13 protein-coding genes are annotated in these 17,208 nt (G+C 43.1%); 5 read left to right on the top strand and 8 right to left on the bottom strand.

Annotation, left to right across the window (positions count from 1 at the left end; translation table 11 throughout):
* Window positions 1-12: 12 nt before the first annotated feature.
* The 8 genes from H1A11_RS12465 to H1A11_RS12430 all read right to left on the bottom strand — a co-directional run bounded on the left by H1A11_RS12465 (window position 13) and on the right by H1A11_RS12430 (window position 13,793).
* Window positions 13-1,305, bottom strand: coding sequence for an acetylxylan esterase (locus tag H1A11_RS12465; protein ID WP_119961267.1), 1,293 nt, complete (start codon window positions 1,303-1,305; stop codon window positions 13-15).
* A 13-nt stretch (window positions 1,306-1,318) separates the two neighbouring features.
* Complete coding sequence (locus tag H1A11_RS12460) at window positions 1,319-3,382, bottom strand: alpha-galactosidase (protein ID WP_181757285.1); 2,064 nt, start codon at window positions 3,380-3,382, stop codon at window positions 1,319-1,321.
* A 47-nt stretch (window positions 3,383-3,429) separates the two neighbouring features.
* A complete protein-coding gene (locus H1A11_RS12455; RefSeq protein WP_119961199.1) occupies window positions 3,430-5,310 on the bottom strand; it encodes an FAD-dependent oxidoreductase in 1,881 nt (626 codons plus the stop codon).
* Between the two features lie 135 nt (window positions 5,311-5,445).
* Window positions 5,446-7,176: a RagB/SusD family nutrient uptake outer membrane protein gene (locus H1A11_RS12450; RefSeq protein ID WP_119961198.1), complete on the bottom strand. Its 1,731-nt coding sequence runs from the start codon at window positions 7,174-7,176 to the stop codon at window positions 5,446-5,448.
* Between the two features lie 14 nt (window positions 7,177-7,190).
* Window positions 7,191-10,514: a TonB-dependent receptor gene (locus H1A11_RS12445; protein ID WP_181757284.1), complete on the bottom strand. Its 3,324-nt coding sequence runs from the start codon at window positions 10,512-10,514 to the stop codon at window positions 7,191-7,193.
* A 225-nt stretch (window positions 10,515-10,739) separates the two neighbouring features.
* Window positions 10,740-11,744: a FecR family protein gene (locus tag H1A11_RS12440; RefSeq protein ID WP_119961196.1), complete on the bottom strand. Its 1,005-nt coding sequence runs from the start codon at window positions 11,742-11,744 to the stop codon at window positions 10,740-10,742.
* 53 nt (window positions 11,745-11,797) lie between these two features.
* A complete protein-coding gene (locus H1A11_RS12435) occupies window positions 11,798-12,379 on the bottom strand; it encodes an RNA polymerase sigma factor (protein ID WP_181757283.1) in 582 nt (193 codons plus the stop codon).
* 544 nt (window positions 12,380-12,923) lie between these two features.
* Complete coding sequence (locus H1A11_RS12430) at window positions 12,924-13,793, bottom strand: NAD kinase (RefSeq protein ID WP_118273887.1); 870 nt, start codon at window positions 13,791-13,793, stop codon at window positions 12,924-12,926.
* A gap of 104 nt (window positions 13,794-13,897) precedes the next feature.
* On the opposite strand from H1A11_RS12430, the gene H1A11_RS12425 reads away from it, so the two are divergent.
* The 5 genes from H1A11_RS12425 to H1A11_RS12405 are packed head-to-tail and all read left to right on the top strand — an operon-like array spanning window position 13,898 to window position 17,194.
* Window positions 13,898-14,611, top strand: coding sequence for a pyridoxine 5'-phosphate synthase (locus H1A11_RS12425; protein WP_119961195.1), 714 nt, complete (start codon window positions 13,898-13,900; stop codon window positions 14,609-14,611).
* Window positions 14,611-15,327 (top strand): MotA/TolQ/ExbB proton channel family protein, encoded by a 717-nt coding sequence (locus tag H1A11_RS12420; protein ID WP_118273888.1) that lies wholly within the window; start codon window positions 14,611-14,613, stop codon window positions 15,325-15,327. Before H1A11_RS12425 ends, H1A11_RS12420 begins: the two co-directional genes overlap by 1 nt.
* 34 nt (window positions 15,328-15,361) lie before the next feature.
* Window positions 15,362-15,772 (top strand): biopolymer transporter ExbD, encoded by a 411-nt coding sequence (locus H1A11_RS12415; protein WP_005833355.1) that lies wholly within the window; start codon window positions 15,362-15,364, stop codon window positions 15,770-15,772.
* A 34-nt stretch (window positions 15,773-15,806) separates the two neighbouring features.
* Window positions 15,807-16,625, top strand: a complete 819-nt coding sequence (locus H1A11_RS12410; RefSeq protein ID WP_181757282.1) for a TonB family protein — start codon at window positions 15,807-15,809, stop codon at window positions 16,623-16,625.
* A 14-nt stretch (window positions 16,626-16,639) separates the two neighbouring features.
* Window positions 16,640-17,194 carry a DJ-1 family glyoxalase III gene (locus tag H1A11_RS12405; RefSeq protein ID WP_131225429.1) on the top strand — a complete coding sequence of 185 codons (555 nt, stop codon included), beginning with the start codon at window positions 16,640-16,642 and terminating at the stop codon, window positions 17,192-17,194.
* Window positions 17,195-17,208 lie beyond the last annotated feature (14 nt).

Here is a 17,208-nt window from a genome sequence, read left to right as displayed (position 1 = left end):
TTCTTATAGTTTTTATTTGTTTTGTTGAAAGAAATCAGCGACCCATTTCCATGCGGCTACCCATTGTTCTGGGTAGGCATAATGAGCCGTTTCTTCGGATACTAATATTTGTTTGGGTGCTTGAATTACATTGTAGGCAGAATAGGTAGTAGTGGGTGGACAGACCATATCATTATATCCGAATGAGTAGAATCCGGGAACTTTTATTTGGCGTGCAAAATTAACTGCGTCATAATAACGTGCTGTATTTGCCTTTTCTGCAGTCTGATTTTCTTGCTTGTTAAACATGTGTGGCCATCCTCCGGCACGGTTATGTATATAGCCGACCATGTCACAAAGAGCAGGGTAAAAGGCTACCAGTCCTTTGACACGTGAATCAAGTCCAGCTGTCACGATGGACAATCCTCCTCCTTGGCTACTGCCGAATGTTATCAAATTGCTCCCATCGAATTGTGGTAGGGAATAAATAAAGTCAATGGCACGTACACAGCCTAGATATACACGTTTATAATAGTATTTATCCCGATTATCCAGATTGAACGTGTGGTACCCTTTTAATGCTCCCATATAGAGATTGGTATATACCGGTCCTGACATGTTGACCGGAATACCGTGTATTCCTATTTCGAAAACAATCCAGCCATTGGCAGCATGTTCCACATCTCCGGCATAAGAACGTATTCCTGCACCTGGTAGCTTTAAAACTGCGGGATATCGACCTTTTGCTTTAGGCATAGCCAGCATGCCGTATAAGCGTGTATGGGATTCATAATTCTGTATATTCACATGGAATACATTCACTTTCTCTGTACAACGTTCGGGTACAAGGGTCATTTGTACATCCATTGGTGTCTTTTGAGCCTGGAGCTTTGCTGTTTCCCAGAAATTTAGAAAGTCTTCGGGCAATGATGTGATAGGTTTTAATTTTTCTGGATCGATTCCAACGGTTACTATCCCTTGGTATTCGCGTCCTCCATATTTAACAAAGGCTTGGCAACGGAGAAAGCCAGGTTTTTCCATTGTTTGGGCTTCCACCGTAGCTGTCCCTTTTTCAGCTTGCAATATGCCTTCTTTGTGAGGCTTCATCATATCTTCTGAAATCTGGTACCGAATTTCTGTGTCAGGAATTGGTACGTTGTTTTTCAGTACCGTAATGCTGAATTCTATTTTTTCGCCTGGCTTATATAGCCAGTCTGTATGATTGGGAGTGATCTGTATCCGAATCAGCCGTTCGGCAGGTTGTCCGAAGGCTCGGTAAAACAGCATCAAGAAGGCGATTAAGAGTATACTCCTTGTGATTTTCATGTCAGTCTTTATTTTAGCGTTTGTTTTTAATCTCATACTTGTAGACAACATAGTCATTGATTGATGGCAGAGAGATTTCCAGCCTTCCTTTCTTTCCGGTTACTGCTGTCATCGCTTTGCCGTGTCCCATCAATGGGATACATCTTACTGTGACACCTTCTGGCAGCCAGGTTTCGACTTCTGTAGTCCCTTCTGGATGATTTTCACGGTACACAATCAAGTATCCTCTATCTTTCTTTAGAGACTGGAAGCCGGTCCAAGAGCGTCCCGACGGTTCATCTCCTATGGGTAGGATAGTGCCGGAATGCATGTCATGCTGAAATTTCTTGTAGGCTTCTGTATGTTCTCGTAATGTAAATGCTTCCTCGGGTAGATTGGTACCTTCCATCCAGGCAAGCGGCTGTCCTGCTAAAGTCGTAGCAAACAGATATTCAAATGAATAGTTTTCCGGAGCGAAGACTTCTCCTTTATATTTATCCGTATTTCTCCATTTGTTCAGGAACTCTATTTGCAGCTTTTCTGCCGGAACATATTTGGAAAGCATCCAGAGGTTACGCAAAGTCCAGTAAGGATAGTAGTTCTGCCAGTCGGTATAACGGTTTTCCAGAAAGATATTTCCATATTCATTGAACATGTGGTAGCCTCCGCGGCGGCTGGCTGTCGCATCAAGGTTGAAAATCACTTCCTCGTCCGTCTCTTCCAGCACTTTGTTGAATAAGCGGTGCAGGTTTGTTTCGGCTTCTTTACTGGGAATGGTGAGCCCGTCTATCTTGAATACTTTGATGCCGTATTCGCGATAAAGGCTGATGAGTGCTTGCGCATCTTTCTGCCAATCGGCAAAATCATTTTGTATGCTGGGATTGAACCAAAGACCGATTTCAATACCTAATTCCTTGCCACGTTTTACGATGGGATGCAAACCACGTGGATACTTTTGCGGGTCGGGTTTCCAGTAGTCTTTATTGTCCCAAATGTTCTTGAATGAACCGCGGGCTACAGCTGAATTAGGGCTTTTACCTATTTGCCAGCCATCATCAATCTGGAAATGGGTGATTCCCAGACGGGCGGCGCGTTCCAGTTCTTTCAAACAGAAGGATTCGTTTACTTTTGAGTCCTGGCTACGGTCTCCCCAGGTGTTCATCATAATCATCTCGTCGCGGTCGGCCCGGTAAGTACGTATATTCTTCTGATATGAACGAAGCGCTTGTAGTCGGCTCAGTTCATCTTCTCCGTATATTCCCAATACGCATCCGTATGTTTGGGTCCAACGGTCGGGAGTCACGTCTTTCTCGGTAATGCCCAGGCCGGTTACTGTAAACTTTCCGAAATCAGTCAGAAAATCCTTTCCTTGATAGGCTAATTGTACCGAAGAGCAGGGAGCCTCTTTTAAAAAGAAGATGCCACAGTTGTCCTCGCCATTAAAGGCAAACAGCAGATTGCCGCGATATCCCAGTTTGCGATAGGAAATAATCTCTTTCTCGAAAACCAGGTTGTTGTGCCAGTCCGTCACATCGGAAAATTCCACGCTGCGGGCGTGCCAATGTTGTCCTTGGAAATGGAACTGGTCTAGTACAGCGGTTACTTCTTTAGATTTCATGTCTTCGGCGAATTCAATATTCTTCCGGTCGGCTGCACTAACTTCTCTGCCTCCGAAAATACTGTTTACTGTTCCTCTGAGGTAGGTGTCGCAGGCTATGGCTGGACAATCATCATAAATACGATATACCCGTTTTATATCTAGCTTCTCCAGGCTGAAAGAAACTTCTACTTTCAGATAAGCGGGAAATATTTTAGTCTCTTTTACGGGAACTACTTTGAGTGAACCGTTTGATGGTTGCGGCAAATCTTTCGTTACTCTGAAATCTGGAGTAAGGCTGTGGTTCTTCCATGATTTTCCATTACTCTTGTCGGTCAGGCGGTAAGTTATGATATTTCCCCCGTTCCACAAAAAGGTACGTTCGACCAAGCTGTTTCCGATGGTTAAAGTGTCATTTTTCAGACGGCCGTAACAAGCATCTTGTGCGTGTAACGAATATCCTCCGAAAAGGACAAATAATAATGTTAGAATATTTTTCATGATATGCGTGTTTTATTAATACTTAAATTGTAGTATCAACGTGTTTCTTACTTCTTGTTTTTTTCAATGATAAATATACGAGGCTCTTTTAATAATTTTTGTTCATTGAACTTCTGATTATCGGGAATCCCTTCTTTTTTTCCTACTCCCTCTTTCATCAGTGCTTTCAATTCCGGTAGGTGTTTCTGATATACTCCTCTCGGAGTGGTGTTGTACTTTTTACATAAGGAAGCCGCCATCCCGACAACTTCGCCCATCATTCCGGTGGTACGCATTACGCGGACAGTGCCCAGTGCCACATGGGTAACACTGATATTGCGGCCTGCCATAAAAAGATTCTCGATATTCCTGGAATATAGGCAGCGGTAGGGCACTGCGTAAGGATATATATGGATGTGTTTGGTTGCTGCTTTGAAGGGCGCATCAGGAAAGTGTGACGCATTGAGCGAATCCGGGAAATGCAGGTCGATGCTCCAGGTTGTGACGAAGGAGGCATCTTCGTGATAGACATTTTTGTCTATATCATCTTGCTTTAGAATATAATCGCCCAACAATCGGCGTGATTCGCGTTTCCCGGCAATATAGGCTACCCAGTCCAATGCGCGGTTCTTATATTTCTTGTTGTCCTTTAATTCATTTTTCAGAAAACTCCAGTTAGAATAGATGACCATTAAGCCATAATCACGTATACGTTCGAAGTCGTCGATTTGATTGAAGTTCATGCCGGTTTCCCATTTCCATTCACCCATCGTCACTTTTTCGCAATTCTTTTCATTGAATTGCAGACCGTACGAGAAAATAGGGAAACGGGTAGGTTTACCTTTGTCTGCAGAGTACCATTGTACGGATGAACCCATTGTCATTTTGTCCGGTTGAATCGGTGCCAGCTCTTCTCCGTATTCGGTACGGGATTCGCGTCCCATGTTGTAGTCTGCACCGGCCAGATACCCGATGGTGCCGTCTCCGGTACAGTCGGAGAACAATGGTGCTTTCAGTTCCACTTCTTTTCCATTCTCTATATGCTTGATGATGACAGATTCTATTCTGTTGCCATCGGTCTTTACAGATATGGCGCGGTAGTTGGCATAAAGGGTGATATTCTTTTCATTGGCGATAAAAAGCTCCTTCTTTTCATCTTCATAGTTTGCGGCAGGTTTGGCATTTCCTTCTTTAGAATGTCCGAATTCTCTTATCATACGTCCCAGTCCGGAATTGGGGCCTACTCCGATATTGCCCCCTAAGTGAACCCTGACTTCAGAGCTATTATTGCCGCCAAGTACTGGGCGGTCGTTGATTAATGCCACTTTGCATCCCAATCTGGAAGCGGCTGCGGCTGCACACATACCGGCTATACCGCCACCAGTTACAATCACATCATAGGAGTATTGCTCCGGTTCGGCTGGAATATCCAGCATTTTTTTACGGAAATTTGTCAGTTGTACAGTTTCGTTAGGAGGTAGTTGCTCTTTTTCTGTTGTAAAATAAATAGCATCGCAACGGCCATTGAAACCGGTCAAGTCTTTTAATGTTAGATTACTATTCCCAGCCTTTACTGAAATTTTTCCGGCGGGTTGCCACATCCATTGGTTGCCTTCATCACCTAAAACTATAGGCAGCTTTTTATTACCGATTTTTAGAGTGAACTTTCCTGCTCCTTTGCCATCATACCAGGGAGAAGTCCAGTTATAGGTACGTACATATACATAATATGTACCGCTCTCGGGAAAAGATATGGTAGTGGAAGCATCCTCAACCGGGACTCCCATTCCATGAGCCATTAGATAGGGTGACCCCATAAGATCCATGAATTGCTGGTCTACTACCCATCCTCCTTTTTGGTCAAAGCTTTCTGCTTCTATCAATAGATTGGAGGCTGTGATAAGCTGGCTACAGAACAGTAGACTTAAAATCAATATAATTCTTCTCATAAATATGCGGTTCTTTATTTTGTTGTGGAAACGGTATAAAAGGGCTGCCCTGGATTTCTAATTTGCAGAGCAGTCCTTTCATTACAGTTTGTTTATCCTTTTATTCACAATCTTTTTACCTATAATGTTTAACTGTTAATACCCTGGATTCTGTTTCATGTTTTCATTAATGATGATTTCAGATGTGGGGATTGGCCATAAATACTGCCGTTCGTCCCATTTGCGCTGGGAAAGTACTTGGATTAAGCCTTCTTTTTCCATAGCAGAGAAGTCTGCGATTCCATCTTCATCTATCTGTGGTGTAGTAGGCCAGAACCACAGTCCTTTTGATGTAACTTTGTCTCTTAATATGTCAGCAGGATATAGAATGCCGTAGTTCTTGGTGTTCAGAGCTTTGGTTGCCAATTTCCAACGAATGAGGTCCATGTAGCGGAGTCCTTCTTTAGCAAACTCTACGCGACGTTCCAGTCTGACTGTCTGGCGTAAGGACTTTTGGTCACGTGCTGTTACTGCCGGATATTTGTCTGTTTCAGAAGATTTCACTCCGTATGCTCTGGCACGTACACTATTGATGGCTTCTAATACAGATTCGTCAATCTTGTTCAGTTCAATCATGGCTTCTGCATAAGTCAACAATACTTCTGCGTAACGTATTTCAATATAGTCACTTTCCACTTTTTGTTTGTTATCTACCCAAGAATCGTCAATACCTTTTTTCCATAGCAATGCATTGAATGAGGTGTATTGTGCATTGGCACGGGTATCTTGGTTGGTTACCATTTTACCGGTTTTGTAGTTCATTACTTTTAATGCATCGGGATGAGGATCAAAGTCAAAGCTACAATGGCGGGTTCCAAATTCTACAATGGTGGCAGTACAACGGGGGTCACGGTTCTTGAAAGGATTGTGGGGATCAAAAAGAGGTGACTCGTCAATGGGCAACCCATCTGTACAGAGGAACGAAGCCAACAAGTCCCAAGAGGGTGCATACGAACCGTATCCTCCAGCATTTCTAGGTAGCTCATTTTTTGTGGCAGTAGCATCGTATAGAATGTTGTATTGCACGGAACGTGGGAATACAAGAATGCTTTCTATAGAATTTTTGGTATTCATCAAGAATAAGTCGCTGAAGTCGGGATGTAATTGATAAGCTTGCAAATTCATACACGCTTTAGCTGATTCGGCCGCAAGTTCCCAATCACCCATGTAAAGGGCAAAACGTGCTTTCATGGCTAGCGCAGCACCTTTTGTGAAACGTTGTGTCGAGTTACCGGTATAAGATACTGGTAACATAGAAATTGCTTTGTCGAAGTCTTGGTAAATTAAAGGTATAATCTCTTCTTTTGGAGTACGTCCTTTTTGGAAGGCTTCTTCAATGTAAATATTCTTATCTAGCCAGACAACATCACCAAAGAAAGAAACGAGTACTGCATATTTACAAGCTCTTGTAAAGTAAGCTTCTCCTCTGTATTGATTCAATATTTTTTCAGAGACACCAGCCTTTTCGGCGCGCTCAGACTTTTCAAGAAATGTATTGGCCATTGTTATACATTTATAGTTTGATTGCCATTGCTCTACTGGATACCAGTTCTCTGTTCCACCATCACCATTTACTGTACCGTCTAGGAGGTTGCAACGATTCACATTTCTATAGGTGAAGTTGTCGGTGGCTTGTTCCAGAAGTCCCTGGTTCATTTTATTCCAATATCCTATTTTATAGAATTCATTGGCAGCCATCAATAGTTCTTCTTCTGAAGAATACCAGTTTTCAGTGGAGGCCTCAGACAATGGAACTAAGTCCAAGTCATTGCAGGAACTTGCTAAAAATCCAAGTCCTAAAGCTAATATTATAAATTTATGTTTCATTTTTTTTCTTTCTTTTAAAAGTTAACAGATACGCCTAATAATATAGATGTTGTGATAGGATATTCACTTACTCCCATTTCAGGGTCCCATCCTTTCGGATATTTGCTCAAACAGAATAGATCGGAAGCACTGGCATAAATGCGTGCACCTTTGATGCCTATTGCGTTCATCCATTCTTTAGGGAATGTATAGCCTAAAGTTATATTTTTGAGACGGAAGTAACCTCCGTTGAACAGCCAATAATCTGACATGGCATAGTTGGAACTTTTGTTTACATGGGTTAGACGAGGATATTTGGCAACTGCGTTTTGTTCGTCCGTATTATAAGGACTCCAATAGTTTCCATCAATGATGGCGGGGAAATTCCCGTAATTGTTACGGAATGGTTCTACCATTTCTCTTGCCAAGCGTGCATTTTGTTTTCCGACACCTTGGAATGCCAATGAAATGTCAAAATTTTTGTACCCCAAATTGATATTACCACCATATAGGAAATGGGGTAATGAGCTGCCTAGTAATACTCGGTCATATTCAGGAGAAATCTTTCCGTCGGGTACACCGTCAGGACCAGATATGTCTTTGTATTTAATATCGCCCAATTGAGTGTTCTTATCATTGATTTTGGGAGAATTCTTTAAGTCTTCTTCTGTCAGGAAAAGACCATCGCTAACATAGCCATACCACTCATTGAATTCACTGCCTTCCATTTTAACTTTGTCACCGAGGAATTGGGTTCCTTGTAAATCCCCCATTTTGGAGGTGAAGTCAGAGAAGTTAATGGCTATTCCGTAGCTGAAGTCACCGATGTGGTCATTCCAACTGACATTCAATTCATAACCTTTGGTTGACATTTTGCCGGCATTGACGTCTGGGTCAGAGAATCCTAGAAAATCAGGGATAGCCATTGCTAATAGCATGTCTTTAGTATTTTTCCAGTAATAGTCACCGTTCACACGTAAGCGGTTGTTCAAGAAAGAAATGTCTAAGCCAATGTCTGTAGATTCAGTTTTCTCCCATGTTACATTTTCAATGGCATATTTCTGTTGGGATGCAGTTTGGTCAAAATAAATACCGTTGTTTTGATAGAAAATAGTGTTCCCAAATGCAATGGTTGACATATATGGGAAATCGCCAATACGTTCATTACCCAATGCTCCCCATGTAGCTCTAATCTTCAAGAATGACAGCCAGTCCCAATTAAGATTCTTCATGAAATTTTCTTCGCTGAGTACCCAACCGGCAGAGAAGGAAGGGAATGTACCCCATCTGTGTTTCTTTGCAAAACGTGATGAGCCGTCATGACGTATATTGGCCTGGAATAAATATCTGTCGGCATAGCTGTACATGACACGTCCGAAGTAGGAACGATAAGCGTACTCTTTTCCTTTTCCAGAGTTGCCAATTAAATCTTTAGGTCCATTATTGAGGTATGGAAAGTTCGTGAGAACGTAGCCGTCTCTGTCAGCACCTAATTCTTCAATATATTCGTAATAGTTTTCGTAACCTGCCATAAGGTTGATGTCATGTTTTCCGGCAAACTTCTTTGCATAGTTTGCTATTAATTGTGTAGTGACATTGTAGCTGTCATTGCGGGTTTCTGAGAGTTTGGTTGTGTTGTATAGTCCGCTGTTGTCTAAGTATCCCCCTATTGTATTGGGATCATCTGCCAATGTATAGCTGGCTGCTTTCTTGAATGTTTTGAACTTGTCGTAATTAAAGCGAGGAGCAACGATTGCTGAAATTTTAAATCCGTCAAAAGGCTTGAAATCAATAGATGCTTTACCGCCCAATGCTGTGTACCATTTTTTTGTTGTACCACCCAATTTCATCAATCCATAAGGGTTGGCTCCTGATTTGCCTTCAGCTATACGGCCGTCATCCCATACTCCTGCATAAATAGCAGGCATGTAGCGCATCATTCCGAATGGAGTGAATTGCGGCATGTGGTGTTTAGTGCGCTTAACATTGAAGTCCAATGTAGCACTTAACTTTTGGGTAATGTTGAAGTCATTGTTTACACGTAATGTATAGCGTTGGAAATAACGGTCACCGTACAGACCGCCTACTTCATCATACGCTAAGGATGCTTTGGTCTTAACGACCTTGCTGCCGCCTGAAAGGTGGATACTGTGACTTTGACGGGTTGCGGACTTCTCAAGAATCAGATCTTGCCAGTCGGTTATAGGATACTGGTTGGGATTGGTTGCATTGTTTTTCACCCAGTTATTAACTTGATCTTCTGAATAGGCTTGGTATTTGCCACCGTCCGGATTATCTGTATATCGTAATTCATTAGCCATTTCCAGAAAACGTTGCACGCCTACAACCTCAGGCTCTGCGGTAGGTATTTCCCAACCGAATTCACCGTTATAGGTCAATGACAGTTCCTTGTCACTGGCTCTTTTGGTGGTGACAAGAATAACGCCAGCAGCGGCACGAGAACCATAAATAGCAGCGGAAGCAGCATCTTTCAATACAGAAATGCTCTCAACGTCGTTGGCATTTACTGAATTGATGTCACCAGGTACTCCATCAACGATAACCAAAGGATCTGAATTCCCGATGGTTGTGATACCACGTACATATATCTTGTCTGCATTTGCACCAGGCGCATTATTGTTACGGGTTACCATTAACCCAGGGATGGTTCCTTGCAAAGCGGTGGAAAGGGAAGTTGTTTTACGGGCGGCTACTTCTGCACCTCCCACAGAACCTACTGCACCGGTCAAGTCTTTCTTTTTTACGGTACCATAACCGATAACAACTACTTCTTCCAAAGTCTTTGAATCTTCTTGCAGCACTACATTGATTGCGCTTTTACCGTTGACAGCAACAGATGCCGGTATATAGCCTACGTAAGAAACGGTTAGAGTAGCTTTCTCCGGCACATCTTCCAATGTATATTCACCGTCAATGTTGGTTATTGTTCCTTCTGTAGAGCCTTTGATAATAACGGAAGCTCCGATAAGCGGCTCATCATTTTCGTCTACGATTCTACCGGTTACTTTCTTTTTAGCACCTACAGATTTGTTGGTTTGCTGGAACAGCAAAATCTGCTTGTTTGCTTTTATTTCAAAGGAGATTTTCGTTCCTTTAAATAATTCTTTCAATACGGTCTCAAGTGAAGCATTTGATACATTTAAATCCTTTTTTGTTTCAAGATTGGGAAGTTTGTCTGTGTAGAATACGTTATAACCGCTAGCTTTTTCAATTTGCGGTATAATCTGCTTGATGGTCTGCTTGTTTACAGATAAACTGATTTGGGCGAAGCTGTTTCCCCAGAAAAACAGTGCACCCAGCAGTACTAAAGACCGCATAATCATTTTGTTTTGTCTCATGTCTAATAATATTAGATTAATTGTTTTTTATTTTGAGAAAGGCGTACCAAAGACCTGCTCTAATAAGATATTAGAGTAACTTATGACGAATTTCTCGTGAATGTTTAAACTAGAATTTTATTTTGCTGCCGAAAGCTGGCAGTTGTGTTTGATGAAGTAAAAAGTTTATAAAATCTATTCCATATTTTCCTTTTTAAGTTAACATAAAGAGTTTATTAAACACTACTAATATATTACGATCGTATTATCAGATTTTATTTTGTAATTAATGCCGCCAGCTTGGCTGATGTATTCTAATACATTATTCAAACTGCTATTCTTAATGATGCCGTGATAAGTATATTGTTTTACTTTCTCGTTTTTGAATATAAATTTGCAATTATACATTCGAGTAAGCATGGTACAAATTTCTTCAAAAGATTCACCGTAGAACGCTAGTTCATTGCTTCTCCATAGCAAATAACTTGCATTAGGATGAAGCTCGCTTTTTTCGAACTGTCCATTGGTCAGGTTACAAACGAGCCTTTCGTTTGGCTTCATATATGCCTCGTGTCTGCCGTCGTCTACTTTAACCTTTCCACTTATCAGGATTACAGCTACTGATTTATCGTCTTTATGTGCACGTATATTGAAGCTTGTACCTAGTGCTTGTACATTGATGCCATTTGCTTTCACGATGAAAGGCTTTTCCTTGTCCTTTGCAACTTCAAAATAAGCCTCTCCTTCCAGGGAGACCATACGTGTTTTCTTGTTGTAAGTGTTGTCATATACAATTCTTGAATCGGAATTGATGTAGACCTTTGTGCCGTCAGCCAAAATGATGTCGGCCTTCTGCCCGTTGGATACGGACATGGTGACTTCTGTATTGGCGTCATCGGCCAGTCGTTTGACTCCTGCATAATAGGCTCCGCTTCCCACTGCCAATATGATGCAGGCAACTGCAGCATAGCGCCCAATCTGACGCAGGAAACGGTTCCTTGTTTTCAGGACCTTCGTTTCCGTGGTGGAACTTGCGTCTATCTGGCTTAAAAGTTCGGTGAACATTTCATTTTGTACGGCTTTGTCCATCGTGTCCGGAGCCAGTGCCCAGCATTGCTGATAGTATACGGAAAATTTCTGTTGAAAATCCGGTTGCTTAATCCATGATTTTAACTGCACATCTTCTTCAGGGCTGGTCAGTCCACGAAAAAAACGATCCAATAGTTCAATATGACTGTCTTTTTTATCCATGTTCTGTAATATATATCCGCAAGTCTGTCAAAACACTCACAGAATTTTGAATTTTAACAATTGTTTAGAAAGTAAAAGGAGAGAAATAACATGATGAATTTACGTAGTTCTTCTTTCAGTAGTTTCATAGTACGGTAGAAATGAGCCTCTACAGCACGTTCCGTCAAATCTAACTGGGATGCGATTTCCTTATTGGACAGTTCTCCTGCTCTCTTCAGCTGAAAAACCTTTCGTGAAATTTCCGGTAAGCCTTGCAGTAGTTGTTCCATCTGTTTTTCAATGATGGAGATGTCCATATCCACGGTATCTCCTTCGATAGCTGCTTCTTCTGTTTTCAATTTGTTTTCTACAAATTTGTTGTGCAGTAGCATGCGTTCGGTTTCTTTATATACCATGTTGCGTGCAATGGTGCATAGATATGCCGGAAAGCTCTTCGCTGTATCCAGATTGCTGCGTTTTTCCCATATCGCCATGAAGCTGCTTTGGGTGATGTCTTTGGCTAATGACTTATCATATACAAGAAGAATAATGGTGTTATACAGCTTTGCACTATATTTTTCGTACAGCGCTTCAAAGGCAAATTTATTGCCTTCTCTCAATTTGGCTACCAATAGAGTATCATTTTCCTTCTGCATATTAATTCATCTTATATTTAAGGTTATAGACGCCATTCTAAATGGCATTTCCTTTGTTTGACAAAGTGTTATTTTACATAGATTATGCAAGAATAGACTGCAAAGGTGGCGTTTTTATTATTTATTTAAAAGCTTTTGGTTGAAAATATACATTCTTATTGCTTCTACGTCTGGACTTGTTTTATTCTTCTGTCGCGTGTTGAATCAGTTATCGGCTACAGGTGGTAGGTATCTCATTTCGGTATGTCGTTTTCATCTATTCCCAGCCGAAACAAGGGCTGAATAATAATCTGTATTGTTTACAAATAGTGTGGGCCTGAATAGAGTCGTATTCTGAACCTAATTCTGTCGTATAGTGAATGCCATTCAGTCGTATATTGAATAAGGTTCAGTAATATGTTGAATACAGTGTGCTTAATAATACTGATAATCAGATTGTTACAAACTTTTGTTTCGTCCTTAATAAAATGCGACAAATTGCCGGAATATCATTGCGCTCATTTCGCAGTGGATACGAATAAGAATTTTGGGAAGTGATATAGGCTTATCTGATATCTGCCCCCCACATCAGTTTATTACGAAGCGTATCAAAAAAGATGTGGTTGTACCGCTTGACTACCTTTATGCTATAGTCGGCACGTGAGATGTGCAACCGGGTCGTTTCTTTGCAGGACTCGCTACGGCCGTCGATGGCAACCAAGAAGTTATGGCTGCGGCTTTCCACATCAAGTGTAATTTCCCAGTCGTCACAAATGACGATGGGACGGACGTTGAGGCTGTGTGGAGCCACAGGGGTGATGGCGATGGTTTTACTGTGAGGCACGATGACCGGACCACCGACGCTGAGTGAGTAGGCGGTGGAACCGGTAGGTGTGGAGACAACCAGGCCGTCAGCTTGATAGGTGGTCAACGGAGCGCCATTGATGGCGGCGTGGATACTGATCATGGACGAACTGTCCCGCTTCAATACAGCTATCTCATTGAGGGCGTAAGGGGATTGCATCAAGCGTTCATCGTCGCACCTCAGTTGCAGTACACTACGCTCTTCTACCTTATAGTGATTGTTGTAGATTTCATCGAAGGTCTCTTCCATCTCTTCCGGTGAGATGTCGGCAAGGAAACCCAGCCGGCCGGTATTGATGCCCAGTATGGGGATATTCTTCTTTCCTACACGGCTGGCTGCTTTCAGGAAAGTGCCGTCGCCACCGATGCTGATAACCATGTCGGCACAGAAATCATCTCCGTCAAACAATTCGGCGTCAGGTATGTTTAGATGTAAATCGGCAGTCAGGAAGTGATGAAATTCCCGGCAGATGCAGAGCTGTGCATGATGCTGTCCGAGCAACCGGAAGAGGTTTTCTGCATGCGAGGATTTCTTTGCTTGGTAGGTATTTCCGAATATGGCAAATTTCATAATCAATTCTGTTGGATTGAAGTGCAAAGATGCTATTTTTTTCTCAGAATGCTGCCAATATATAACTATTATTTGTACTTTTGTCCCAAACTATAAACCGAATTATGACTAGATTAAGCGTTAATATAAATAAGGTGGCAACGCTGCGCAATGCCCGTGGAGGTGATGTTCCGAATGTTGTGAAGGTAGCGCTGGATTGTGAAGACTTTGGTGCTGATGGCATTACGGTGCATCCCCGTCCTGATGAGAGGCATATCCGCCGTAAGGATGTATATGATTTGCGGCCGTTGCTGCGGACAGAGTTCAATATCGAGGGTTATCCTTCACCCGAATTTATGGATTTGGTCTTGAAGGTGAAACCGCATCAGGTAACTTTGGTGCCCGACAGCCCTACACAGCTGACTTCAAACGCAGGCTGGGATACCAAGACCCATTTTGACTTCTTGAACGAAGTGTTGGATGAGTTCAACAATGCCGGTATCCGTACTTCCGTATTTGTTTCCACCGATGCCGAAATGATAGAATATGCTGCCAAAGCCGGTGCCGACCGCGTGGAGCTATATACGGAACCTTATGCTACGGCTTATCCCAAAGGACGGGAAGCGGCTGTAGCTCCTTTTGTCGAGGCTGCCAAGGTGGCCCGCAGCTTAGGTCTGGGGCTGAATGCCGGACATGATCTGAGCCTGGTGAATCTGAATTATTTTTATCAAAACATTCCGTGGCTGGACGAGGTGTCCATCGGGCATGCGCTGATTAGTGACGCGTTGTATCTGGGATTGGAGCGTACGGTCAAGGAATATAAAAACTGTCTTCGCTGATGAATGTAATGTTGTTATTGGCCCAAGTGGCTCCGGCACTGACTGACTCTATTGCAGGTGCCAATCCGGTACTGACACAAGTAAACGCTTCCGACGAAATGAATTTATGGAGTATGGCCATCAAGGGTGGCTGGATTATGGTTGTCTTGGGGTTGATGTCCGTACTTTGTTTCTACATCTTGTTTGAACGTAATTATGTTATCCGGAAGGCGGGGAAAGAAGACCCTCAGTTCATGGATAAAATAAAGGATTATATTTTGGGTGGGGAATTGAAAGCTGCCATTGCTTATTGTCGCAGTGTGGATACTCCCTCGGCCCGTATGATTGAAAAGGGTATCAGCCGTTTGGGACGCCCGGTGAACGATGTGCAGGCTGCCATCGAGAATGTGGGTAATATTGAGGTTGCCAAACTGGAGAAGGGAATGACGATTATGGCCACGATTTCCGGTGGCGCTCCTATGCTAGGCTTCCTTGGCACGGTGACGGGTATGGTACGTGCGTTTTGGCAAATGGCAAATGCCGGAAATAATATTGATATAACGTTGCTTTCCGGTGGTATTTATGAGGCGATGATTACTACGGTGGGCGGTTTGATAGTCGGTATTATAGCTATGTTTGCCTACAATTACCTGGTGACATTGATAGATGGCGTGGTCAATAAGATGGAAGCCAAGACAATGGCATTCATGGACTTGTTGAACGAACCGGCGAAATGATTAATTAAAGAATTAAGAATTAAAACTTAAAGGCGTGTTAAAACGTAGAGCTAAAATATCACCCAATTTCAGTATGGCGTCCATGACGGACCTGATTTTCCTGCTGCTGATTTTCTTTATGATAACATCTACCATGGTATCGCCCAATGCTATCAAGGTACTGCTGCCGCAGGGAAAGCAACAGACTTCTGCAAAGCCTTTGACAAGAGTTATCATAGATAAGAATCTGAATTATTATGCTGCTTTTGGCAATGACAAGGAACTGTCTCTGACGCTTGAAGAATTGACTCCTTTCCTACAATCGTGTGCGGAGAGGGAGCCTGAAATGTATATAGCTTTGTATGCTGACGAAACAGTGCCTTACCGGGAAATCGTGAAGGTGCTGAACATTGCAAACGAGAATAAATTCAAGATGGTGCTGGCTACACGACCACCGGAAAACTAAATCGTACATTGTACATGGCTAAATTGTAAATGCAATGGTGAATCGGAAGAAGAAAGGAAAATATATAGGTATGGCAGGTGCACTTGTGGTGCATGTTGCCATTATTGCCCTTCTGATACTGGTAGGATTCACACTGCCGGAACCCTCGGAAGAAGGCGGTGTGCCCGTTATGCTGGGAGAGGTGCCCGATGCACTGGGCCCTGCCGACCCTTCTTTGGTAAAGGTGGATGTCATGCCGGAGGAAACCGCTCCTCAGGTGCAGGAAACGGTGGAGCAGGACATCATTACGCAGGAAACTGAAGAAACCGTTGCCATAAAGCCTAAAGCCGAACCCAAGAAAAAGGAGGAGGTGAAGAAACCGGAAAAGACGGAAGCCGAAAAAGCAGAAGAGGCTCGCAAACTGGCAGCGGCAAAAGCCGAACGGGAACGTAAGGAAGCCGAGGAAGCTGCCCGTAAACGGGTAGCTGGCGCTTTTGGCAAAGGTGCTCAAATGGGCAGTAAAGGCGATACGGAAGGCGAAGGTATTCAAGGAAGTCCTACGGGGAATGCTCCGTCCGGAGCCACTTCGGGTACGGGAGGCTACGGCTCGTTTAATTTGGGCGGACGTTCTCTTGGTGAGGGCGGATTGCCGCGACCGGTATATAATGTGCAGGATGAAGGTAGGGTTGTGGTGACCATCATAGTGAACCCTGCCGGACATGTGATAGCGACCAGCATCAACCGCCAGACCAATACCGTCAATCCCGCATTGCGGAAAGCGGCAGAGGATGCTGCCAAGAAAGCCCGTTTCAATGCGGTAAGCGGCTTGAACAATCAGACGGGAACAATAACGTATTATTTTAATCTAAAATAAGAGGAGGAACAATTATGGGTACAGTTTATGTCTTTTTTGCCGACGGATTTGAAGAAATAGAAGCTTTTACTTCTGTGGATGTGATGAGACGCGCCGGACTGAACGTAGAAATGGTGACGGTAACCCCTGATGAAATAGTGACGGGAGCACACGATGTTCCGGTCTTGTGCGATAAGAATGTAGTGAACTGCGACTTCTTTGATGCAGAGCTTATATTATTGCCTGGCGGTATGCCGGGTGCGTCCACTTTGGAGAAGTGTGGAGAACTGCGTAATCTGTTACTGCGTTTTGCCCAAGAGCAGAAACCGATTGCTGCTATTTGTGCGGCTCCTATGGTATTGGGTAAGCTGGGATTGCTGAAAGGCAAGAAGGCTACTTGCTATCCCGGCTTTGAACAGTATTTGGAAGGTGCCGAATGTACGGGTGCTCCGGTAGAAAGAGACGGCAATATCATCACTGGTAAAGGACCGGGCGCTGCCATGGAGTTTGCATTGGCCGTAGTGGAACTGTTGCAGGGCAAAGAGAAGGTGCAGGAACTGAAAGAAGCCATGTGCGTAACAGATTTATGATTTTAAATCATAAA

It is taken from the genome of Bacteroides sp. CACC 737 (assembly GCF_013874375.1).
GTDB classification, from domain to species: Bacteria; Bacteroidota; Bacteroidia; order Bacteroidales; family Bacteroidaceae; genus Bacteroides; species Bacteroides uniformis.
This window is presented reverse-complemented; position numbering and strand designations above follow the sequence as displayed.